Source organism: Emticicia sp. GW821-FHT11C11, assembly GCF_058808615.1.
The window spans coordinates 1,896,246-1,917,785 of record NZ_JBXARV010000001.1 but is presented as its reverse complement, the minus strand read 5'-3'; the positions used below and the strand labels follow the sequence as shown (position 1 = coordinate 1,917,785).

21 protein-coding genes are annotated in these 21,540 nt (G+C 40.6%); 12 read left to right on the top strand and 9 right to left on the bottom strand.

Features of this window, described 5'->3' with window-relative positions:
- Window position 1 precedes the first annotated feature (1 nt).
- Window positions 2–790 (bottom strand): HAD family hydrolase, encoded by a 789-nt coding sequence (locus tag AC1RRY_RS08195; protein WP_492816594.1) that lies wholly within the window; start codon window positions 788–790, stop codon window positions 2–4.
- An 81-nt stretch (window positions 791–871) separates the two neighbouring features.
- Here AC1RRY_RS08195 and AC1RRY_RS08190 point away from each other — a divergent pair, with 81 nt between their 5' ends.
- The 5 genes from AC1RRY_RS08190 (at window position 872) to AC1RRY_RS08170 (ending at window position 3,149) form a co-directional block, all read left to right on the top strand.
- Window positions 872–1,297: a DUF1801 domain-containing protein gene (locus AC1RRY_RS08190; RefSeq protein ID WP_492816596.1), complete on the top strand. Its 426-nt coding sequence runs from the start codon at window positions 872–874 to the stop codon at window positions 1,295–1,297.
- A 3-nt stretch (window positions 1,298–1,300) separates the two neighbouring features.
- On the top strand, window positions 1,301–1,765 hold the full coding sequence (locus tag AC1RRY_RS08185; RefSeq protein WP_492816598.1) for a GNAT family N-acetyltransferase: 465 nt from the start codon (window positions 1,301–1,303) through the stop codon (window positions 1,763–1,765).
- Window positions 1,765–2,217 carry a GNAT family N-acetyltransferase gene (locus tag AC1RRY_RS08180; RefSeq protein ID WP_492816600.1) on the top strand — a complete coding sequence of 151 codons (453 nt, stop codon included), beginning with the start codon at window positions 1,765–1,767 and terminating at the stop codon, window positions 2,215–2,217. The genes AC1RRY_RS08185 and AC1RRY_RS08180 overlap by 1 nt, the downstream gene beginning before the upstream one ends.
- A gap of 169 nt (window positions 2,218–2,386) precedes the next feature.
- Complete coding sequence (locus AC1RRY_RS08175; RefSeq protein WP_492816602.1) at window positions 2,387–2,842, top strand: nucleotidyltransferase substrate binding protein; 456 nt, start codon at window positions 2,387–2,389, stop codon at window positions 2,840–2,842.
- A 7-nt stretch (window positions 2,843–2,849) separates the two neighbouring features.
- A complete protein-coding gene (locus tag AC1RRY_RS08170; protein WP_492816604.1) occupies window positions 2,850–3,149 on the top strand; it encodes a nucleotidyltransferase domain-containing protein in 300 nt (99 codons plus the stop codon).
- Window positions 3,150–3,305: 156 nt separating this feature from the next.
- Here the strand turns inward: AC1RRY_RS08170 and AC1RRY_RS08165 are convergent, their stop codons facing one another.
- The gene (locus tag AC1RRY_RS08165) at window positions 3,306–5,873 is read right to left on the bottom strand and encodes a zinc-dependent metalloprotease (RefSeq protein WP_492816606.1); all 2,568 of its coding nucleotides are present in this window, start codon (window positions 5,871–5,873) and stop codon (window positions 3,306–3,308) included.
- A gap of 399 nt (window positions 5,874–6,272) precedes the next feature.
- Between AC1RRY_RS08165 and AC1RRY_RS08160 the strand changes: the two genes are divergently transcribed.
- From AC1RRY_RS08160 to AC1RRY_RS08135, 6 genes are all read left to right on the top strand, one after another.
- On the top strand, window positions 6,273–6,788 hold the full coding sequence (locus AC1RRY_RS08160; RefSeq protein WP_492816608.1) for an RNA polymerase sigma factor: 516 nt from the start codon (window positions 6,273–6,275) through the stop codon (window positions 6,786–6,788).
- Window positions 6,789–6,806: 18 nt separating this feature from the next.
- Complete coding sequence (locus AC1RRY_RS08155; protein ID WP_492816609.1) at window positions 6,807–7,598, top strand: HEAT repeat domain-containing protein; 792 nt, start codon at window positions 6,807–6,809, stop codon at window positions 7,596–7,598.
- A gap of 216 nt (window positions 7,599–7,814) precedes the next feature.
- Complete coding sequence (locus tag AC1RRY_RS08150; RefSeq protein ID WP_492816610.1) at window positions 7,815–10,208, top strand: TonB-dependent receptor; 2,394 nt, start codon at window positions 7,815–7,817, stop codon at window positions 10,206–10,208.
- A gap of 105 nt (window positions 10,209–10,313) precedes the next feature.
- Complete coding sequence (locus AC1RRY_RS08145) at window positions 10,314–11,252, top strand: DUF4097 family beta strand repeat-containing protein (RefSeq protein ID WP_492816611.1); 939 nt, start codon at window positions 10,314–10,316, stop codon at window positions 11,250–11,252.
- A 60-nt stretch (window positions 11,253–11,312) separates the two neighbouring features.
- Window positions 11,313–12,068 carry a DUF4097 family beta strand repeat-containing protein gene (locus AC1RRY_RS08140; RefSeq protein WP_492816612.1) on the top strand — a complete coding sequence of 252 codons (756 nt, stop codon included), beginning with the start codon at window positions 11,313–11,315 and terminating at the stop codon, window positions 12,066–12,068.
- 25 nt (window positions 12,069–12,093) lie between these two features.
- Window positions 12,094–13,017: an alpha/beta fold hydrolase gene (locus AC1RRY_RS08135; protein ID WP_492816613.1), complete on the top strand. Its 924-nt coding sequence runs from the start codon at window positions 12,094–12,096 to the stop codon at window positions 13,015–13,017.
- A gap of 101 nt (window positions 13,018–13,118) precedes the next feature.
- Here the strand turns inward: AC1RRY_RS08135 and AC1RRY_RS08130 are convergent, their stop codons facing one another.
- The 7 genes from AC1RRY_RS08130 to AC1RRY_RS08100 form a co-directional block, all read right to left on the bottom strand.
- On the bottom strand, window positions 13,119–13,688 hold the full coding sequence (locus tag AC1RRY_RS08130) for a MarC family protein (protein WP_492816614.1): 570 nt from the start codon (window positions 13,686–13,688) through the stop codon (window positions 13,119–13,121).
- Between the two features lie 37 nt (window positions 13,689–13,725).
- Window positions 13,726–14,760, bottom strand: a complete 1,035-nt coding sequence (locus tag AC1RRY_RS08125; RefSeq protein ID WP_492816615.1) for an aminotransferase class V-fold PLP-dependent enzyme — start codon at window positions 14,758–14,760, stop codon at window positions 13,726–13,728.
- A gap of 72 nt (window positions 14,761–14,832) precedes the next feature.
- Entirely contained in the window at window positions 14,833–15,621 is a 789-nt protein-coding gene (gene cdaA / locus AC1RRY_RS08120) for a diadenylate cyclase CdaA (protein WP_492816616.1), read from the bottom strand.
- Between the two features lie 142 nt (window positions 15,622–15,763).
- Window positions 15,764–15,907: a hypothetical protein gene (locus tag AC1RRY_RS08115; RefSeq protein WP_492816617.1), complete on the bottom strand. Its 144-nt coding sequence runs from the start codon at window positions 15,905–15,907 to the stop codon at window positions 15,764–15,766.
- A gap of 211 nt (window positions 15,908–16,118) precedes the next feature.
- Window positions 16,119–18,734: a TonB-dependent receptor gene (locus AC1RRY_RS08110; protein ID WP_492816619.1), complete on the bottom strand. Its 2,616-nt coding sequence runs from the start codon at window positions 18,732–18,734 to the stop codon at window positions 16,119–16,121.
- Window positions 18,735–18,940: 206 nt separating this feature from the next.
- A complete protein-coding gene (locus AC1RRY_RS08105) occupies window positions 18,941–19,114 on the bottom strand; it encodes a hypothetical protein (RefSeq protein WP_492816621.1) in 174 nt (57 codons plus the stop codon).
- A gap of 99 nt (window positions 19,115–19,213) precedes the next feature.
- Window positions 19,214–19,816 (bottom strand): 2OG-Fe(II) oxygenase, encoded by a 603-nt coding sequence (locus AC1RRY_RS08100; protein WP_492816623.1) that lies wholly within the window; start codon window positions 19,814–19,816, stop codon window positions 19,214–19,216.
- Between the two features lie 110 nt (window positions 19,817–19,926).
- Here AC1RRY_RS08100 and AC1RRY_RS08095 point away from each other — a divergent pair, with 110 nt between their 5' ends.
- The gene (locus AC1RRY_RS08095; protein WP_492816625.1) at window positions 19,927–21,519 is read left to right on the top strand and encodes a peptide chain release factor 3; all 1,593 of its coding nucleotides are present in this window, start codon (window positions 19,927–19,929) and stop codon (window positions 21,517–21,519) included.
- The last annotated feature ends 21 nt before the right edge of the window (window positions 21,520–21,540 follow it).

The following is a 21,540-nucleotide window of genomic DNA, read 5'->3' as shown; positions in this document are numbered from 1 at the left end:
TTTAAACCAGGCCTAGCTCTTTTATGGTCTCGAGTACACCGTTTTCGTTATTGGTATATCTGGTTACAAAATTAGCCGCTTCCAGAATTCTCGGATGCGCGTTTTTCATGGCATAACTATACTTGCCTGCGCTCATCATTTCCATATCGTTCAGATAATCACCAAAAACCATCGTCTCTTCGTGTGAAATACTGAATTTCTCCTGAATCTTCCTGATAGCGGCACCTTTGTTAGCTCCCCAATCGCTTATATCCAACCATATTTTTCCGGCTATTGCCACTTTATACTCTTTCTCAAAAGCTTTGTAGTGTAGATAACTGTTGGTTTCAGAATTATTAAAATCACAAATGGTTACTTTCAGTACAGTATCTTCAACTTTAGTCAGGTCTTCAACCACCTCCATCCGCTTGAAATAATTCTTTGCCTCTTTCAAAAAACGTTCATCCGTACTTTCAACGTAGGCGGAGTTTTTAGCACTTACAATGACGTGAGCGTCTTCTATCTTTCGACCAATTTCAATGAATCGAACAGTTGACTCCTTGTCGAGCGAATCTATATGCACCTGTTCATTCTGATATACTACGTAAGAACCATTATCAGCCAAAAAAATAAGGTTATCTTTTATCCGGTCGAATTCACCGAGAAGATTATAATATTGCCTTCCACTGGCAACTGCAAACCGTATCCCCTTGGCAGCCAATTTTGGTTCTAACTCCCAGAATTCCTTATTCAGTTGTTTCTGGTCGTCCAGCAAAGTGCCGTCCATGTCGCACACAATCAGTTTAATCATTCTTTGGTTTTAAGTTTAAGATGTAAAGTTAAGGACAAATCTCTTATATTTGTTTTATTTCAACAATTGCACAATACCATTATGGCAAAGACCAAAACTCATGAAACTGAAGTAAAAGTTGAAGACTTCCTGAATCTGATTCCTGAAGAAAAAAGAAAAGCTGATGGTTATCAGTTGCTCGAAATCATGGAGCAACAGACCGGACTCCCTGCCAAAATGTGGGGACCAAGCATAATTGGCTTTGGATTATACCATTATAAATACGAAAGCGGGCATGAGGGAGATGCTCCTCTGGTTGGCTTTTCACCCCGAAAAGATGCCATCAGTCTTTATTTTGGTTTTGATCCGGACAAGAAAGACCTGCTTCTGCAAAAATTTGGTAAGCATAAAGCAAGCAAAGGCTGTATCTACGTTAAAAGATTGACAGATATTGATATTGATGTGTTGAAAGAAATGATTGATGACTCTGTTAAAATCAGCCGTTTGAAAGATGCTTCTGCCAATTGATTCATGAATGATTTATTGATCAGGCCACTAAGGGAAGACGAACCTCTCCCCTATGCATTACTTTTATCAGCCGACCCATCAGAAACTGTCATTCAGCATTATTTGCCACATTCATCCGTATTTCTTGCAGAGGTTAATCGGCAGGTTATCGGAGAGTATGTACTTTACCGTATCAATGAATGTGAAGTCGAAATAAAAAACATTGCAGTTGATGAAGCCCATCAAGGGCGTGGCATTGGTAAATTGTTGTTGCAGGATGCCATCAGGCAAGCCACCGGACAAGGATTCACTACATTGCTGATAGGGACCTCAAATGCCAGTGTGGGTCAATTATATTTGTACCAACAGCAAGGATTCGAAATCAGTGATATCAGATACAATTTCTTTATCGACAACTATCCGGAACCTATCTTTGAAAACGGCATTCAATGCAAACACATGATTATGTTGCGGATGACACTAAGATAATGACGCATTTAATTTATACCATTTCGGCTGTTACGCCCGAAGAATACGACGAACTGCTTGATTTATGGGAGTCGTCTGTCAGAGCCACACACCATTTTCTGAAAGAAGAAAATATCCTGTTTTTTAAACAGACCATTCATGAGCATAAGTATTTTGAATTGGTAGCTCTTTTTTGTGTTCGAGATATGAAAGGCCGGATTCAGGGTTTCTCTGGTACTATTGATGACAGCCTCGAAATGCTGTTTGTACACCCGGACGCACTTGGCAATGGCATTGGAAAGGCCCTATTAAGACATGCAATAGAAACACAGAGAATAACAAAAGTAGACGTAAACGAACAGAATAAACAAGCTGTAGGTTTCTATCTGCATTATGGTTTTAAAACCATCAGCCGTTCTGCATTAGATGGCACCGGTAAGCCCTTTCCTATTTTGCATTTAGAGTTAGGGTGAGAGTGCAATATATCCCCTCTTAACAATTCAAAATCTAAATCAATGATTTAGATGGCTTTAATCATTCCTGAACCATCTTAAATTTTTAGCTTGCTAAATAATTAAAAACTAATTTTGTGATTGGATGATATCACCAAATTATTGATTTCCAAATTTATAAGATAAGCATATGGACCAAGACATCAGATGGCTGCAACGGTTTACAAACTTCAAGAAAGCAATATTGAAGCTATCGCAAGCCGTTTCTATAGCCCAAAAGGAAATGGAACAGGATAATTTTGGTGACGAAGTTGATGAGATTATCAAAGAAGGTTTGATTCAGCGATTTGAATACACGCATGAATTGGCATGGAATGTTATGAAAGACTATGCCGGGTATCAGGGAAATACTGAGATTCGTGGCTCAAGAGATGCTACTCGCGAAGCATTTAAAATGAAACTGATTGAAAATGGCGAAGAATGGATGGATATGATTGGAAGTAGAAATCAAACCACTCACACTTATGATGAAGAGGTTACTAATGAGATTTATAAAAAAATAACTATATCTTATTATCCCCTATTTTTAGCCTTTGAGACTAAAATGGAAGAAATTGCTCGCGGTGAACAATCCTTATTATTCTGAGTAAATCATGTATGGATTAAAAGAAAATAATATACAGCAGATTCAGTCAGTATTCGAAAACTTTCAGGAGATTGATCAGGCTATTCTGTATGGTTCCAGAGCCAAGGGAAACTTCAAGCCCTCGTCTGATATTGATATAACATTGATAGGCAAAGATTTAAATCTGTCAATCATTAGTAAAATCGAACTGCAATTAGACGATTTACTTTTACCGTATCATTTTGACCTATCAGTTTATCATCAGATTTCAAATCCGGATGTTATCGACCATATAAATCGGGTCGGGAAAATTTTCTATCATAAATAGTTTTGTGGCTTATTATACTAATTGGCTTCACTTATATTTATTAGAGAAATTATTAAGAGTTTATTCTATAACTGAACCAACAAGGTGGTGAGGTTCTGCAAAACCAAAAAAAGCGGAGGGTCTCCCCTCCGCTTTTCTATTATAATCAAAACCACATTATTTAGGGTCTAAACCATTTTCAATGCGTTTCAAAACATCCTGCAAGTGGTATTTGCTCATTTTGTCGGTTGTCAATGGCAATGCCGCTTTGATTTCCGCTTTCAATGACTCCAGATGCGCTCTTGCGATAGATGGTAAGTCTGTTTTCTTCAGGTCAACTACACGCATATCATATCCGTAAGTTACTCCTGGAGGAATTGACAGGACAGTAGTAGTAGTCGGCGTCAATAAAGTAATTACTTTTTCAGTAAATACTTTTTGAAGGTTACGACGATACACATCTATGGTTTTATGTGTTTTCAACTCAGACCAGATACCGCTACGCAAGTCAACAAACAACTCATCCAGATTATAGTTCGCAGGGTTTGTAGCGCCTGTTTCCATCAATCTCACGGCACGGTCACCGGCCAATAGGTTGTTCAGAGTAACTTCCTGAATAGATTTAACCGATTCCACACCGGTTTCAATATTGATTTTGTTCAATACATTTTGGTCTAATAACCACGTTGGCGTAGCAAATACCTGACGGTTCAGGAACGCAACAGCTTCTTTTTGTGTAGCTCTCGGCACAACCTCATATACACTGCCTTGCATGTCGTAGGTTTTTGGAGTATCATAAATACCACCTACATTTTTAGTAACGTGACCAATATAACGACGGTACTGGAACGCAACGTTGTTATAAAGTTCCGACAACTCTTTGTAAAACTCGCCATCTTCTTTAGTCCATTCAATCAGATTAGGAAGAATTCTCTGCAAGTTTTTAATACCATACTCAGAAGCCTTCATAGCGTTATCGCTCAAATCTTCTGTCTGGTAACGTGGGTCATACGGGCTAATCTCAGTACCGAATCTCTTACGGGGATCTTTCGTAGCTTCTTTCGTCAAATCGTTCAGAATCCTTTTCTCATCTTTCTCGTCTTTGGCGTCTGCAAAGTATGAGTAACCCCATTTAATGGCCCAGTCGTCATAATCACCGATACGAGGGAAAAAGTCAGTTACTCCATCTTCCGGTTGTGCTACATAGTTAAAACGCGCATAGTCCATAATAGACGACGTGTGTCCGTTTTTAGCAACCCAGTTTTTATCACGTAGTTTTTCAACCGGCGTAGCTGAACTTGCCCCCATATTGTGGCGTAAACCTATCGTATGACCTACTTCATGAGATGACACAAAGCGTACCAATTCTCCCATCAGTTCATCACTGAAGTTTTTATTTCTGGCACGAGGATCAACCGCAGCTGTTTGAATCAGGTACCAGTTACGCAACAAACGCATTACATTATGGTACCAGCCGATATGGCTTTCAAGAATTTCACCACTGCGTGGGTCATGTACGTTAGGTCCGTATGCATTCTGAATATCAGCTGCAAAATAACGGATAACCGAGAAACGGGCATCTTCTAGGCTAAGGCTGTCTTTCGGATCAAGATATTCGCCACGGATAGCGTTTTTCCAGCCTGCCTTTTCGAAAGCAGTTTGCCAGTCGTCCACACCTGCTTTCAGGTATTTCTGCCATTTTTTAGGAGTAGCAGGGTCAATATAATAGATAATCGGTTTTTTAGGCTCAATGGCTTCACCACGTTTCTGGCGTTCAGCATCTTCTTTGCTCTTTGGCTCCAGTCTCCATCTTACAGCAAATACTTCATTATCTGATTTTTGTGATTCTTCACCGAAAACAGAGTATTGGTTAGCGAAATAGCCTACGCGTTGGTCAAAAATACGTTTACGCATAGGTGCTTTAGGTAACAATATCATTGAAGTATTGAATTCCATCGTTACTACACCCGCATCACGAGAAGCCGGTAAATATTGTCCGATTTGTGGAATTGGCATCAAAGAAACAGTTGGAGGAATAACACCGAAAGTTTTAACGGTACGGATTTCGGTATTGATAGGATACGAGCGGATGTGCTGTATATAAGAGCGGTCTGGCATTAAGGCAGTAATCTTAAGAAACTGCTTGTTAACCGGATCCAAAGAGAATACCTGGTTGTCGCCTTTGAAGAAATCTGTTACTTCAATAACAGACAAAGTATCTTTTTTCAACGCTTTGATATCAAACGCACCAATAATCGGGTCGGCACTTGAATTTCTTACTGCCTGGAAGATAGGCTTGGTGCTATCGGCCGAAGTCATCACGATAGAGATTGAACGCAAGAAGATTTTGTTGTCTGGTCCTTTCTCCCATCTGATCATCTGACGGTTTATTTCTTCACCACCAAAAATACCACCACCGGCTGCAGTTTTAGAATAACGTGTTACAGTCATGATGTCACGGCCTAATAAGCTGTCAGCAATTTCGAAGAAATACTTCTCATCGATTTTATGAACGGTAACTAATCCTTTGCTGGTTTTAGCTTTATCGGTGATTACTTCTTTGTAAGGTTTCGGACCTGGCTTAGGCGCTTCGGGTGGTCTGGCTGCCGGAGGAGTAACGGCTGGTGTTTGAGTAGTAGGTTTTGCAGGTTCTTCTTTTTTCTTGTCGTCCTTCTTCTGTGCATTTCCCGTCAGGGTCATCGCCAAAAGAGCACAGGGTACAAGTGCTAGGCGTAATAATTTCATAATTAATATTTAATAGTTTGATGAAAAAAAACTTTGTAAAAGTATCTAATGGAAAGATTAATTACTAAAATGTTAGTGAATTAATTTGCATAAGAAACCAAACTACAAATTTGTATTAAATATTGTTTCGAGGCATCCCCTAATTTGGGGGATAATAATGGTCTTGAACTTTGATTAACCTGATTTTGAGATTGCACTGATTCAGAAATAGATTTTTTTGCGATTCTGTAATTAAATGTCACCTGAGTCGTCTAGGTAGAAGTTCGAGGATGCAATCAGGTTATTCAGATTAATCAGCTAAATCAAAGTTCAAGACAAAAAAATATTTTCAGAATATTTGTAACCTTTTATGTATCCCCAAGTAATCATTATCAGAAACCTAAAACGAAAAAGCTCTATATGACTGACGAAGCAGCTATGCAATTGGTAGCCAGTGGCGACTTGGATAAGGCTGCGATTTTGTACGAACGATACAAACGCCCATTATATAATTTTTATTTACGATTTGGTATAGAGCGCGATTCGAGTCAGGATCTGACTCAGCAGGTTTTCTATCGCATCATTCATTACCGACAGAGTTACCGTGACGGATATGAGTTCCGCACATGGATTTATAGGATAGCCAGAAATATTTACCATGATTATCTGAAAGAAAAATCGCACAACCATAAAGATTTACACGAAAACTTAGACGTAGCCGAAGAAGAAAATTATGAAGATGAACAATACCTTTTAATTCAGAAAGCTTTAAAGAAACTCCCTCAGGAGTACCAGGAAGTACTCACCATGAGCCGGTACGAAGACCTGAAATATGATGAAATAGCAGATATACTGAATATTTCTGTATCGTTGGTAAAAGTGCGGGTGCATCGTGGACTGAAACAATTGAAAGAAGAATTTTTAAAACTTAATTAACAAAAGGAGGATGTGGTTATGGAACAATTATTTGCCGATTATCTGGAAGACAAACTAAATACAAAACAAAAGCAAGAACTCGAAACACTGCTGGCTGATGATGAATCGCTCAGAGTAGAGTTTGAAGAACTAAAAACTTTTTATGCTGAAATGCCTCAACCGGCTACAGTTGACCCTAATGCGAATCTGGACCTTGGTTTCTACATGATGCTCGAAAAAGAAAAAGGCGCCGAGCAAAAGCGAAAAGAAAAAGAACAGAGAGCAAATATGCAAGTGCGCTGGATCAACTCTCCGGTTCTGAAATACGCCGCCGGTGTGATTATGTTATTAGGGATTTTCTGGATAGGAAGAAGAACAGCCGATAAAAACCTTGCCGATATTCAGGAACTGACAGAGATTAAACGCGATGTAGAAGCTACTAAAGAATTGGTGATGTTAGCGATGCTCAAAAGGGAATCTGCATCTGAAAGAATACAGGCAGTCAATTACAGTTATGACCTGAATAAGCCCGATTCTGAAGTGCTGAAAGCATTGGTCAAAACCTTAAATAATGACCCGAATATTAACGTGCGAACCGCCGCTGCAGAGGCGCTTTCGCACTTCGGAGATGAAAAAATAGCCCGCGATGCCCTGATTCAGACCCTGTTGACACAACAGGAGCCAACTTTACAGATAACGGTGATTGATATACTGGCTAATCTGGGCGATAAAAGAGCGGTAAAACCTTTACAAAAATTGTTACAAAACAACGAAACCGACGACTTTGTGAAACGTAAAGCACAAGAGAGTGTAAAGGTACTGAGCATGTAATTTTCTCGAAGGAGCAAAATAAAATCATCATCTGAAAACATATTTCCAGCGATTCGTCACAAATAGGTTTTCGGACGACGGTTAATCCGATAGTTTTGAAAGATATATCAGAACACAACAGGCAGTTTCAAGCAAAAAAATTTCACCAGAAACTGCAACATTTTCAAATCTGATGAGACTCTTAAAATAGACTATCAAAATTTTTAAACTAAAATTATGAAAAAGCTACTACTATTAACATTGCTCCTTGGAGTAAACAGCATCTTATTGGCTCAAAAAAGCAAAATCACCGGATTCGTGCTCGATTCCACAGCCAACAAACCGGTAGAGTTTGCTACCGTGGCTCTCTTGAAAGACAGTAAACCCGTTGAAGGAACAACGGCCGACGAAAGAGGAAAATTCACTCTTACCAAAGCAAGCAAAGGCGTTTATCAGGTTAAAATTACATTTGTAGGGTATCGGGACAAGCTCATTAATAACGTTAATGTGGCTGACGAAGACCTTGACCTGGGTGTAATCAGAATTTCACAAACGGCTCAGCAATTACAGGAAGTAACTGTGGTGGAGCAAAAGGCGCTATTCGAAGAGAAACCTGATCGCCTGGTTTACAACGCCGAAAAAGACATCACCATTAAAGGAGGAAACGCCGGAGATGTACTAAGAAAGATTCCGTCGATAGCCGTTGACATGGATGGAAATGTGGAGCTGCGCGGAAGCTCAAACATTAAGGTACTGATTAATAACAAACCCTCGAACCTGATGGCACGCAGCATTGCTGATGTATTGAAACAGATTCCTGCCGACGACATCAAACAGATTGAAGTGATCACTTCTCCGTCTGCTAAGTACGATGCAGAAGGTACCGCCGGAATCATCAATATTATCACCAAAAAGAATAATCTGCAGGGTGTTAATGGTAATGCAGACCTGTCACTTGGCCGTTGGAATGACCGCCTTAACGGTTCTGTAAACGTCAGACAAAAATCAATTGGTATCTCAGCACGTGGTGGTTTTAACCGCTGGCGCAATCAGGGTGGTAACGAAAACAATCGCACTACCAATGTAGAAGGTGCAACGACTACTTTGTTGCAGACGACCTCGTTCAGAGGTGATGGCGAGAATGGCTACGGCACTGTCACCGCCGATTGGGACATTGACTCTCTGAACCGCATAAGCGCCAGTTTAAATCTATACGACGGCAAAAACGGTATGTATTTCGACTACCTGAACGATTACTCGACCCAGGGTGTAACTAACCAGTATTTCACCCGTAACCTGTACCGTATCTACGATTGGCAGGGAAATACACTGAATCTGGATTATACCAAGACCTTTAAAAAACCGAAGAGAGAGTTTAACATACTCACGATGTTTTCAAAAGAAGGTGAAGACAGTTTTTATAAGCTCGACCAGTCGAACGAAAATAAAGTAATTAATTACAGAGAAAAAAGTACCAATTACAGCGCCAATTATGAAGGCACCGTGCAGTTAGATTTTACAAATCCGCTGGATAGTGTCAGCACTATGGAAATAGGTGTGAAATCGATTTTCAGAAACGTAAAAAGCGATTACCAGGTTTCTAACGCTCTTGATGGTTCCGACAATTTCGAGAATGTACCCGCACTGGCCAATGTCTTTGAATATGCCCAACAGGTGGCCAGTTCGTACTTGACTTATTCTCGTACTTCAAAAAATAAATGGGGCATTAATGCCGGTGTAAGATACGAACATACATTTATTCAGGCCGAATTTCTGGCAGGTACGGTACCTTTCAGCAGCAATTACGGAAATCTGATTCCGAACATAAGCTTATCAAGAAGTTTACCTAAAAGCCAGAAATTGAAACTCAGCTATACACAGCGTATTCAGCGCCCAATGCTATGGTTCCTGAATCCGTACGTAAATGCCAGCGAACCTTTAATGACTTACTCTGGTAATCCATACCTGAAACCGGAATTAACGCACAGTGCCGAAATTAATTACAGTGTTTATATCAAGGAATCTTCTATCAATACCTCATTGTTCATGCGTACTACCAACAATGCCATTGAGCGTATCAGAACTTTTGATCAGGAAGGTATAGCCTCATTAACATATCAGAACATTGCGCAGAACACCTCTTATGGTTTGACTCTGAGCGGCAATACCAAGATTAAGAAATTTACAGCCAACGGTGCTATCAATGTATACTATAATATTCTGAACAGCCCCGCTTTACAAACAAGTAACGAAAACCTGATGTATAGACTGAATCTTAATTCAAGCTACGATTTCGGCAAGGGCTTTAAAGGCCAGTTCTTTGGATTCTTTAATTCGCCAAGAGTAATGTTGCAGGGTAAAATCAGCGGATTCGCCTATTACAACGTTGCCTTCCAGAAAGAAATCATGAAAAAGAAAGCAACAGTTGGTTTAGGATTCGACAACTTCCTGGCACCGTATTTCTCACAGAAATCTGAGTTCTCTGGGCCAACCTTTACTCAGACAGGTAAATCAAGATATTATAATCAGGGATGGAGAGTTAGTTTCTCTTACCAGTTCGGAAAAATGAGCAGCCAGCCGCAAAGATCGAAGAAAAGCATCAGCAATGATGACAAAAAAGGCGGCGATTGATACCTAGGCTTGCCCAAAGGTTTCAGGCTTGGTTTTCTGATAAAAATAACAACAATCAGTAAGAAAATAATTAAAAAATATCACATAAACCAATAAAAAAAAATCATGAAAAAAGTATTAGTTGTCATTATTATCTGCCTGGCCTATGCCAACTCCTTCGGGCAAACCAAACCTTATAAATTGTCGTTCAGCGGACAAGGGAAAAAAGTTCAGATTATTGTTCAACAGGCTTCTGTAAACGTACAAGGTGTTGACGGCTCTGAAGTGAGCATAGAACAAACCGGCGAAAACCGTAAAGAATTGCCTAAAGAAGCTGATGGGCTACGCCTTGTAACCGGTGGTGTGGTTGATAACACAGGTGTAGGTGCCAGCGCCGAAGTTGAAGGCAATACGCTTAAAATTCTGATTCCTAAAAACCGTTATACCGGGGTATTGACTATTAAGGTACCAAAGAACTTAGATTTAAGTGTAGCTGAAAGCCAGAATTACGGTGAACAGAAAATCGTTATCAGCGATATAGCCGGTGAAATTGAACTAAAAACCAGTGGCTCGAAAGCGTATCTGAACGATATCACCGGCCCGTTAGTGGCGCATACCGGTCATGGAAAGATTTTCGTAACTTACTCTAAGCTTACACAAAGTTCTCCGAGTTCTATCAATGCATCAGGTGCTATTGATGTAACGCTACCGACAGACGCCAAGGCGAATCTGAAAGTGCGTAGCTATTATGGTGACTTGTTTACCGACTGGGATATCGCAGCGGCAAAGAAAGAAACCAAAACCGTGGCCAGCTCAGGCACTAAAACTATCAGCGGACAAGGTGAAGCTACCAGTGAGGTAAGCGTAAGTGGCAAAGCCAAAGTAGCCGCCAGAGCAGACTGTGAAGATTGCAATGAAAGAGATATTTTCAAAAGAGACCAATTTGTGTACGTGTCTGCTACAGGAAGTAAATCAGATGCTTTTGAAGGAACTATCAATGGCGGTGGAGTGGTCATAGACCTGAAATCGAGCAATGGCAATATCTATATCAGAAAGAAGAAATAAGCCAAATCAAGCAGGTAGCAAGCCCAAGTGGTTTGCTACCTGCCTATTACAACTCTGATTATGAAAAAACTATTATTCCTCTTCTGCTGCCTTACAGGGCAGGTTGCTTTCGCGCAGATCAGATACGCCACTCCTTTAAAAACATCTGTCAGACAAAGTGCCATTTTAATAGAGCGTAACAACATCAATATTCAGGGTTATGAGGGTAACGAAATCAGAATTGAGATTGATCAGCCCATTACAGCACCCAAGCAGGCTGACGGACTGACACGGGTAGCAATCAAGGGTCTGGAAGACAATACACAACTAGGTCTCAATCTCTTACAGGAAGATTCAACACTGGTGATACGTGAAGTATGTAATTGCTATAGCGGCGCCTATACCATTTATTTACCCAATCGGCTCAACCTGATGATCTATGAAAATTTCCCTCAACATGGGCAACGTTGGGCAATAAAAGATATGACAGGCAGCTTTGATGCCAGCACCGAATTCGGGCACATCTATCTGCAAAATGTAGTAGGCAATATAAAAGCATATAGCAGGCATGGGTCGGTAAATGCTTACCTGAACCAAACCGGAAACATCTATCTGTCGAGCCTCTATGGCAAAGTTGTGCTTGAAGTACCCCCTGTTATAAAAGCAGATTTAAAAATCAGAATTTCTGAATGGAATGACGTCTTCACAGATTTTCAATTGCCGGTTTCAGAGAATAGACAAAATATTCTGACAGCATCATTGAACGGCGGGGGTATGCCCATTGAACTGAAATCGGAACATGGGAATATCTATCTGCGAAAAAAGAAAGAAAAATAGAACCAACGCATTAAAATTTACTCTGATGAAACCGAGAAATGACAGAATTTTAAAGGCAATAGTTGCCTTGTGGTTGTGCATGACGGTGGAAACAGGGTATACGCAATATGAAACGATTTTATCTGATACGCTTTCTGAACAACTGGTCAATATCGGGCAACATCAATTGTTTGTAAGTATCAAAGGTTCTCCTAAATCAAAGTATACTGTCATTTTTGAATCGGGTGCAGGTGGCACTTCTCATGACTGGGAAAAAGTAAGAGCATTATTGCCATCAGATATACGAACCATTGCTTACGACAGAGCAGGAAGCGGCAAAAGTGAAAAAGGCCCACTGCCGCGAACAATGGCACAAGAAGTTTTCGAATTGCACCAATTGTTACAAAAAATACATCTGAAAGGCCCCTACGTTTTAGTAGGCCAATCGATTGGCGGACTGATGACAAGGCTTTATACCCGTCAATACGGTAAGGATGTCATTGGTCTCGTACTGATCGACCCCACTCATGAGAGCAGTTTGTTAGGTAGCATGAAGTATGGTGGGTGGGTTCGACTTCGCGAAAAAGCTCAGGGAAAACCGATACCCAAACCACAGCTTGAAAATAAGATAGCCATAGGATATGATTCAACGGCAGATTACATGGCCGAAGAGTTTCATACCATGTATATTAATCAGTTGGGAAACCAACAGTCGTTAAAGAAACGCCCGCTGATAGTGATTGGAGCAGGTAAAAGGAATCAACCTCCCGGAACGCCCGACGAGCAATGGCATGCCATCAGAAAAGAGCGAGACGAACAGGTAATGGCATTGGCAGGTCTATCCGGCAATTCAAAATTTATTCTCGACCCTAAGAGTGGTCACATGATTCATTACGATAATCCGGCAATAGTGGCCGAGTCTATCATCATGCTTATTGAAGCAATTAAGTCAAAGAAAAAACTTCAATGAAGCTGTAACTAATTCGACGTTTTAAGGTTTACGTTCTAGTTTAATCATACAAATTTAGTTTAGGTTATATAGGGCGAGACACTGTCTTGCCTTTATATTTTTCATACCAGATTCGTTTTGATCAACTTAATTGAAATAGCTATCAGAATCATACCAAATACTTTTCTGAGAATATCTGCACCGGTCTGGCCCAGTTTCTTTTCGATCCAGACCGAACTGCGCAGCACTAAATAAACAATAAGGATATTTAATAATATACCTACAATGATGTTTTCCTGCTTATACGCTGCTTTTAAAGATATGATGGTGGTCATGGTACCGGCTCCGGCTATAATCGGAAACGCCAGAGGGACTATAGAAGTAGCCTTGCTGGATGACGTTTCATGTTTGAAGATATTCCTTCCCAGAATCATTTCCATACCTATCAGAAAAATAATCAATGCCCCCGCTACCGCAAATGACTCTACATCAACACCAAATAAATTCAGAATGCTGATACCCAGAAACAGGTAGACGATCATCAGTAATCCGGCAACTGTGGTAGCCTGTTCAGCATGAATACCACCTGCTTTCTTCCGTAAATCAATAATAACCGGAATCGACCCCAGTATATCGATAACCGAAAACAAGATAATAGTAACCGAGATGATCTCTTTAAAGCTGAAGTTCATTTTCGAAATAGTATAATTGATGAATAGGTCTATATGATTAAAGCAGACAGGTCTTTAATTTTTCAATTTCCCAGTCTTCAATAGCCGGAAAATTAGCTATTCTGAAAGTAGTGTCTTTCCATTGTCCGTAGCCATTGCCCAGGGTGATTCCTGCTTCTGTGGTTTTCGTCTTAATCTGTCTGATAGCCGCTGCTTCACCTGCTATTGCAAAAACAGTATCAGAACGCACCGCAGCGTTTTTAATCAGTAATTCCCACTGAGTTTCATTTTCAATAAACCGGTAAAAATCCTGCGCTCGTGCAATGGTTCTTTTACTGATATTTTCGATACTATCTACCTGCTCCATTACTCTTTTCAGCAGGTAGATCCCAAGTACGTTAGGCGTGTAATGAGTCTGGTATTTTTCAAAATTCTCGTGTATAAACAGGAAACTGTTATAATGCTTCCTCTCTCCTATTGCTTCAGCGCGTTTAACTGCTTTGGGAGAACAGACCATCAGGCCTAACCCCGCAGGCAAACCCAGGCATTTTTGTACCGAAGCTAACCAGATATCTCCTTTTGACCAATCTAAAGATATCCCCCCTATCGACGACGTTACATCAAATGCAACCAGGGCATCAGTGGCCGGTATTAATCCTGAATCTACTTGTGTGGCGTTTGAAGTTTCATTCTGAGTGATGCAAATTACATCAAATCTTTCGTCTCTGTCCGTAAATGCCGGAATACCCTCCTCCATGTCAAATCTCCAATCCTGCACTTCTCCTGCTGCAATATTACGGGCATACTCAAACCATTTTTTGCCAAAAGCCCCATTATACAAATGCAGACTTCCCTTTTGTGTAAATGATTGTGCGATAATTTCCCAGCACTCGGTAGCTGACGAAGTAAAATAAACGTTATAATCTGCCGGAATGCTCAGTTTTTGCTTCACTAAAGCAATACATTCTTTTAGCATTTCCATAAAAGCTTCGCTTCGGTGGTTCTGGCTAAGAATACCTGCCTTTACAGCATCCTGCAGATACAAGGCTATCTGCGGATAAATTTTCGATGGCCCCGGATAGAATGTTATCATGCGTATTGAAACAACAGGTCTGATTCCCCGGATGATAACCCGTAAATTTTATGGCCTGTTAAAGTATTAAATCTATTGAATTTTATTCAGAAAATAAGCACTCAGTTCTCTTTCCAATTCAACACCTGTTACTATTTTTATGTTCCCGTCAAGTGCCAGTGAAATCCGGCCGTTTTCTTCCGAAATACAAATGGCTGCGGCATCGGTAGCTTCAGATATACCCAAAGCCGCCCGATGGCGGAATCCGTAATTGCCGGGTAGATCGTCACCATTAGCAATAGGCAATATGCAATGTGCCGCCTGAACACGCGCCCTGTTGATGATAACGGCACCATCGTTCAAAAGACTGTACTGGCTGAAAATAGAAATCAGCAATTTTTTAGATAGTACGGCATCCAATACATCGCCCGACTCCACAAATTTACTCAGGTCATCATCCTTCTGAACAACAATAATGCCTCCCGTAAACTCACTCGACATGGTTTTGGCGGTATCGGCAATAATTTTTAATGGCGTAGTACTCTCTTCCTCAAGTTGGGTTCCCAGTATTCTGGCAAAAAACTTATTGTTGGTCAATGAGGTAGATTTCCCCACTATCAATAAAAATCTCCTGATTTCCTGCTGAAAAAGCACAATGAGCGCAATAGCACCTACACCCATAAAATATTCGAGAATCCTGGTAAGCAACTCTAATCCTATTGCTTTTACTATCAGATAGAAAAGATAGATGAGCAAATACCCCAGAAACACTCTGCTGGCTACACTTCCTCTTACCAGTTTATATATGTAATACAATAGAAAAGCTACTAATACGACGTCCAGTACATCTGTCCATTTAATTTCCAGAAAGCCTATTTGCATGAGTCAGGATTTTTTATGCGTGATTTGCGAAAGTACAAAAAAAACGAAAAAGCCACACCTTATAATATGGCTTTTCCTGATAAAATCTTTATTAAACAGACACATTTATACTACTAAAAATACCAACGACTATCGTTTGTTGCTATTCCTTGCTTTTATAATGCCACTTTCTGAAGTTCTCTATTCTGTGAAAAGTAAGAAAATTGGCATCGTGAAAATTATTAGCACCGCCTGCTGTATCGTCATAAGCTGTTCGCGAAACGAAAGTTGTAAAGATAATTTTCATAATGAACCATAGGTAAACAGGTCAAAAAAGATGCACTGCAGGGGTTAGCCCAGTTAAAACCGTCAGGCAAGATACTGAATTTTCGTAGATTCCGGCATAATCGGTTAGGTGCTATAAAAACGAATCCCATTTCATGAATTTATTCCTGAGAAATAGATTCACAAAACGGGATTCGACACTTTCAGGTTTACCTGCTTATAATCTTAAACAATTAGCGTGGGCGTCCACCTCCACCACCTTGGGTTTGTCCTTGGCCACCGCCGTCGCCTTCTCCTTCTTTTACATCTTCGTTACTCACTTTTTTCTTACTGCGGAATAAGCCACCGCCGCCGTTGAAATCCATCTTGCCGAATGAATAATTAATTGAGAAACGCACACCTCTGTTGTATACATTACGCACCGAGTTTGAAACAAAAGTCGGGTCACTTGCAAAGCTCTTAATAACCATTTTCTTAGCAAATGGATTATCTAAGCCAAAGTTGAAGCTACCCTTTTTGTTTTTAAAGTCTTTTTTCACACCGATATTGTAGTATCTGAACGCCCCCTGGTACCCTTGTAACTGTACCCGGCGACTACCCATAAACCCGAATGCCTGTGCACCCCATCCTTTGTTAAAGTTATAAGAAGCGTTGAAGTTAAAGTTTGAGTTCCAGCCTTTATTTTCAATTCCGATAAGCGTGTTTTTGTAAGTATTATCAGATTGCAACACCGGAATCACAATGGTACCGTTAAGCAGATTGTAAGTAAAGTTAGCTCCTCCGCCTAATCTGAGGCTCTTGGTTGGTTGTATATTCAAAAATATGTTGGCTCCGTAAAAATTGGTTTTACCGATATTATCGAAAGTAGAAGTTATCACCCCGCTTTCATCAACCGAGCGAACAGAAGTGATGTTGTTGTCTGTGAAGCGTCTGAAAACAGCTACGTTTACTGAGTTGGCTTTAAAGTAAGTATTGTAATTAATCTCAAAATTGTGGCTTAACTCAGGTTTCAACAACGGGTTACCATAAGAGATATTCAATGGGTCGGCGTAGTTCACAAACGGATTCAGGAATTCAAGAGATGGACGTTGAATACGTTGGCCATAGCTGAATCGTACCTTATGGTTTTTCGGAAAATCTTTAGACACCGTAAAAGTCGGTACTATGTTATCATAAGGAGCAATAGTAGTCGGTTTGTCAGAACTTTGAAACTTGGCATTAATAGTAGTATTCTCATAACGAACACCCATTTTCAAGCCCCATTTTTGCGGCAAAGCCAATGTAAATGTGGTGTAAGCTGACCCTACTTTCTGCTCATAACTAAAGTTATTGGTTCTGCCCGGTAATATGACGTAATCGTTGGCATTTTCATCAAACTGAAAAAAATCGTAGCCACTGGTCACGTCACGGATGATATACTTCGCCCCTGCTTCAAAAATATTCTTTTTAAGCGGCAAGTTATAATCTGCCTGAAAAGTCGTTTCCTTGTTCAGCCCATCGTTATTGCTTTTGTTAAACGGCTTGTTGTCCTGATTGGTTCTGAAATCAGTATCACGGGTGCTTCTGCCGTGTTGAATCAACAAGGTAAAGTCATGCCCTTGCTCTTTGAAGGTACGTGTATAATTGAAATCCAGATCAAGGCTGTTATTTGTGCGCAGTTGTTTTACTGAACGCGTAAATTGCTGCAATACCTGATCAGACGCTCCTGTTAATAACGAAGTCTGTGGGCCTCTTGTATCAAAATTACCGATACCCAGGCGGCCGGTCAGTGTCAGCGAGTTTTTAGAATTTATATCATAGTCAATACTCAACTGGCTGTTGCCGTTGATACGTCTTACGTTATTCGCATCGGTTTGTGCCAGGGTTGTACTGATACCACGCACAGAACTTTCACGGGTTGAACTTCCGTCACTTGGCGTATTATACCCCCCGTTACCACCAAAGCTCAATGACGTGCCCACCTTCTTCTGGCGAAGATTAAGGTTACCGAAAGCATTGGCTCCGCGAACACCCGCTCCTGCATTTACAAAGCCCGTTAAACCTTGCAGCGTGTTTTTCTTGGTAATGATATTAATAATACCGGCAGTGCCTTCGGCATCATACTTGGCCGACGGCGATGTAATTACTTCAACCGATTTGATCATATCAGACGGAATCTGCTTTAAGGCATCCGCAAGATTTGTAGCCAGAATGCTCGACGGCTTATTGTTAATCAACACCTTGATATTGCTGCTACCACGCATCTGCACGTTGCCGTCCATATCTACCGTCAGCATAGGTACTTTTCTAAGCACGTCTTCGGCAGTACCTCCACGGCTGGTAATATCTTTTTCGGCATTGTAAACCAATCTGTCAACCTTGTCTTCCACTAATGCAGCCTGCCCTACTACAGTAACCTCATTCAATATTTTGGTATCTGTACCCATCAGCAAATTACCTACACTTACTTCAGCCTTATTGCTTGGCACTTCAACCTTATTAAGCGTAGTGTTTTTATAGCCAATAAATGATGCCACCAGTTTGTAGCTTCCCTTAGCCAGGTTTTTAACCGTAAAAGCACCGTTCAAATCAGTCATTGCACCTTCTATGACTTTATTGTTTTTGTCATATACGGCCACTGAAGCAAATTCAACTGGTTTATTGGTAGTTGAGTCAATTAATTTACCACTTATTTTAGCTGATCCTCTTGGCGTATCGTCCTGAGGTGTTTGTTGTTGCCGCTGATTCGTACCCTGGAATCCTCCCCCGGAACGTCCTCCTCCTCCGAAACCTCCTCCACCCGGAAACTGTGCAAAAGTTGTGGTTAATAGTCCTAAAGTCAGAACTGTAAGTAAAATTCTTTTTTTCATTTGTGTAAATAACGGTTAAAAAAATATAGTGTTTAGTAGGCTAAAATTCTTGATTTTGTGCAAAATTACCACTCAATCTTGCATTAAATACCAGATTTGTCATTAAAAGATTTATAAAAAACACCATTACCGTAAAATAATAGATGAAAGGTGTAGATGCGTAGATAAGTGATACAATAGCAATGAAGAACAAAAAGGGGGGCGAATTACAAATGGTATTTCCGGCGAACCGGATTTATCAGAAATTTCTTATGTGCAGTAAAACTTTCAGGGTGCATCTGACTGAACAGGGTATTCCACTCTTTAAACCTTTCGGGCTCGGCCTGAGAGAACTTCTCCTTGTCTATTTTTTTGCTTATCAGATATTCCTCGAAAGTCATAGTTTCATGATTTTGTACAAATTTATTACAAATTTCTGTATTAGTCTATATCACAATATAAATCTCATTCCAATGGTAACTCAAAAACAGGTGCTGTTATCAATCAATATTGCGCAACCACCCTGTCAGGCTTCTGCGTTCCCGATCGGCGGGAAGCACTTCATGCTCAATTTTATCACTTTCAAATACTGCTAATCTACCACCCACCGGCAATATGGTCTTGGCCCCTTCCGGTAAATATAAAACCAGTTCACCCCCGTTATCCGGCTGCCAGTCTTGATTAAGATAACAGATAAATGATAATTTACGGCCTGAATCGTCTCTGAATTTATCCAGATGGCGCTTATAGAAAGTACCTACAGGATAAGACGCATAATGAATTTCATAAGAACGAAGCCCCAGAAAACAGGTGTAGTTGACATAACCCATAAATTGCTGCAGCCTGTCAAGAAACAAGGTTTCTATGCCTTTGGCGTTGTCGCTATCCAACCATAGAATCTCGTCACCTCTGATGTTCTTTACCACTTCATGGCCTTTACTGATACCAGCCTGCTTAAATTCGTTTGCCTGATAATGGCCCAGGAAACTTTCGTTCAGCCCGGTTATTTCTTCGTCCGATAAAAAACCGTCTAAAATTCCATAGCCCTGGTCTAATATCTGAGAAATTATTGATTCAAACGAAACTTGCCATGTTTCTTCCATAATTTATGCGTAATTTTGCACCCGTTTTATGCTCATTATATGAGCAATCATTGTTTGATATTCCGGCGGTGTCACATCCGTCTGTATCAGGTTCGCAAAATTAGATAAAAATGTCGTTTCTTCAAGAATTACACAAACGCCGTACTTTCGCCATCATTGCTCACCCCGATGCCGGTAAAACCACGCTTACAGAAAAGTTGCTTCTTTTTGGAGGGGCTATTCAGACAGCTGGGGCAGTAAAATCGAATAAAATCAAGAAGTCTACTACTTCCGACTTCATGGAAATAGAAAAACAGAGAGGTATTTCTGTGGCTACTTCAGTAATGACTTTTGAATACCGGGAGCTGAAAATCAATATCCTTGATACCCCCGGCCACAAAGATTTCGCCGAAGATACTTACAGAACGCTTACGGCTGTTGACAGCGTAATTCTGGTTATTGACTGTGTAAAAGGTGTGGAGGAACAAACCGAAAGATTGATGGAGGTTTGCCGCATGCGTAATACACCGGTAATTATTTTTGTAAACAAACTTGACCGTGAAGGTCAGAATCCGTTTGACTTACTGGACGAACTCGAGCAAAAACTGAACATAAAAGTGCGCCCGATTACCTGGCCTGTAAACGGTGGTTCCAATTTCAAAGGGGTGTATCACTTGCTTGAAAAAAAGATGAATCACTTTGCGGTTAATAAAACCCGTCTGGAGGACGACATTGACGTAATTGAGCTGGAATCAGAGGTGCTGGATCAGAAAGTGGGTGAAAAAGATGCCAACCAATTGCGCGAAGATGTAGAATTGATTGAAGGTGTATATAGTGAATTTGATAAAAGTGAATACCGTGCCGGCAACCTTGCTCCCGTATTTTTTGGTAGTGCCGTGAGCAACTTTGGTGTAATGGAGTTGTTGAATACTTTTTGTGATGTTTCTCCGCTGCCTGTTCACCGAATGACAGACAAACGCATGGTAGAGCCGGAAGAAAAGAAATTCAGCGGATTTGTGTTCAAGATACACGCCAACATTGACCCGAGACACCGCGACAGAATTGCTTTTTTAAGAATATGCAGCGGACAGTTTGAACGGGGAAAATTCTACAAGCACGTACGATTAAGCAAAGAAATGCGTTTTTCTAGTCCGTTTGCTTTTCTTGCCGATAGGAAAGACGTGGTAGAAGATGCTTACCCGGGCGATGTAATCGGTTTATACGATACGGGTACTTTCAAGATTGGCGATACTCTGACAGAGGGTGAGGAATTACAATTTACGGGTATCCCAAGCTTTTCGCCGGAGATATTCAAAGAGGTAATTAACAACGACCCGATGAAATCGAAACAGTTGGAGAAAGGCGTGCAACAATTGACAGACGAAGGCGTAGCTCAGTTGTTTACCCTACAACCCGGTAACCGTAAGATTATCGGTACCGTGGGTGAGCTTCAATTTGAGGTAATTCAATACCGCCTTTTGAATGAATACGGAGCCAGTTGCCGATTCGAAGCCCGCCCTTATTCAAAGGCTTGCTGGATAACTGCCGAAGACAAAACAAAACTGGCCGAGTTTATACGCTTGAAAGGGAATTATATTTCTTACGACAAAGACCAGAATCCGGTATTTATGGCAGAGACCGACTGGATTTTACGTATGAATATTCAGAATAATCCGGACATCAAGTTCCACACTACCTCCGAATTTAAAACTGAAATGGTTTAGTGTGAAAACACTAAACCATTT

Coding starts and splice junctions, on each gene's coding strand:
- AC1RRY_RS08195 (WP_492816594.1), bottom strand. CDS start 790: ATGATTAAACTGATTGTGTGCGACATGGACGGCACTTTGCTGGACGAC.
- AC1RRY_RS08190 (WP_492816596.1), top strand. CDS start 872: ATGGCAAAGACCAAAACTCATGAAACTGAAGTAAAAGTTGAAGACTTC.
- AC1RRY_RS08185 (WP_492816598.1), top strand. CDS start 1,301: ATGAATGATTTATTGATCAGGCCACTAAGGGAAGACGAACCTCTCCCC.
- AC1RRY_RS08180 (WP_492816600.1), top strand. CDS start 1,765: ATGACGCATTTAATTTATACCATTTCGGCTGTTACGCCCGAAGAATAC.
- AC1RRY_RS08175 (WP_492816602.1), top strand. CDS start 2,387: ATGGACCAAGACATCAGATGGCTGCAACGGTTTACAAACTTCAAGAAA.
- AC1RRY_RS08170 (WP_492816604.1), top strand. CDS start 2,850: ATGTATGGATTAAAAGAAAATAATATACAGCAGATTCAGTCAGTATTC.
- AC1RRY_RS08165 (WP_492816606.1), bottom strand. CDS start 5,873: ATGAAATTATTACGCCTAGCACTTGTACCCTGTGCTCTTTTGGCGATG.
- AC1RRY_RS08160 (WP_492816608.1), top strand. CDS start 6,273: ATGACTGACGAAGCAGCTATGCAATTGGTAGCCAGTGGCGACTTGGAT.
- AC1RRY_RS08155 (WP_492816609.1), top strand. CDS start 6,807: ATGGAACAATTATTTGCCGATTATCTGGAAGACAAACTAAATACAAAA.
- AC1RRY_RS08150 (WP_492816610.1), top strand. CDS start 7,815: ATGAAAAAGCTACTACTATTAACATTGCTCCTTGGAGTAAACAGCATC.
- AC1RRY_RS08145 (WP_492816611.1), top strand. CDS start 10,314: ATGAAAAAAGTATTAGTTGTCATTATTATCTGCCTGGCCTATGCCAAC.
- AC1RRY_RS08140 (WP_492816612.1), top strand. CDS start 11,313: ATGAAAAAACTATTATTCCTCTTCTGCTGCCTTACAGGGCAGGTTGCT.
- AC1RRY_RS08135 (WP_492816613.1), top strand. CDS start 12,094: ATGAAACCGAGAAATGACAGAATTTTAAAGGCAATAGTTGCCTTGTGG.
- AC1RRY_RS08130 (WP_492816614.1), bottom strand. CDS start 13,688: ATGAACTTCAGCTTTAAAGAGATCATCTCGGTTACTATTATCTTGTTT.
- AC1RRY_RS08125 (WP_492816615.1), bottom strand. CDS start 14,760: ATGATAACATTCTATCCGGGGCCATCGAAAATTTATCCGCAGATAGCC.
- cdaA (WP_492816616.1), bottom strand. CDS start 15,621: ATGCAAATAGGCTTTCTGGAAATTAAATGGACAGATGTACTGGACGTC.
- AC1RRY_RS08115 (WP_492816617.1), bottom strand. CDS start 15,907: ATGAAAATTATCTTTACAACTTTCGTTTCGCGAACAGCTTATGACGAT.
- AC1RRY_RS08110 (WP_492816619.1), bottom strand. CDS start 18,734: ATGAAAAAAAGAATTTTACTTACAGTTCTGACTTTAGGACTATTAACC.
- AC1RRY_RS08105 (WP_492816621.1), bottom strand. CDS start 19,114: ATGACTTTCGAGGAATATCTGATAAGCAAAAAAATAGACAAGGAGAAG.
- AC1RRY_RS08100 (WP_492816623.1), bottom strand. CDS start 19,816: ATGGAAGAAACATGGCAAGTTTCGTTTGAATCAATAATTTCTCAGATA.
- AC1RRY_RS08095 (WP_492816625.1), top strand. CDS start 19,927: ATGTCGTTTCTTCAAGAATTACACAAACGCCGTACTTTCGCCATCATT.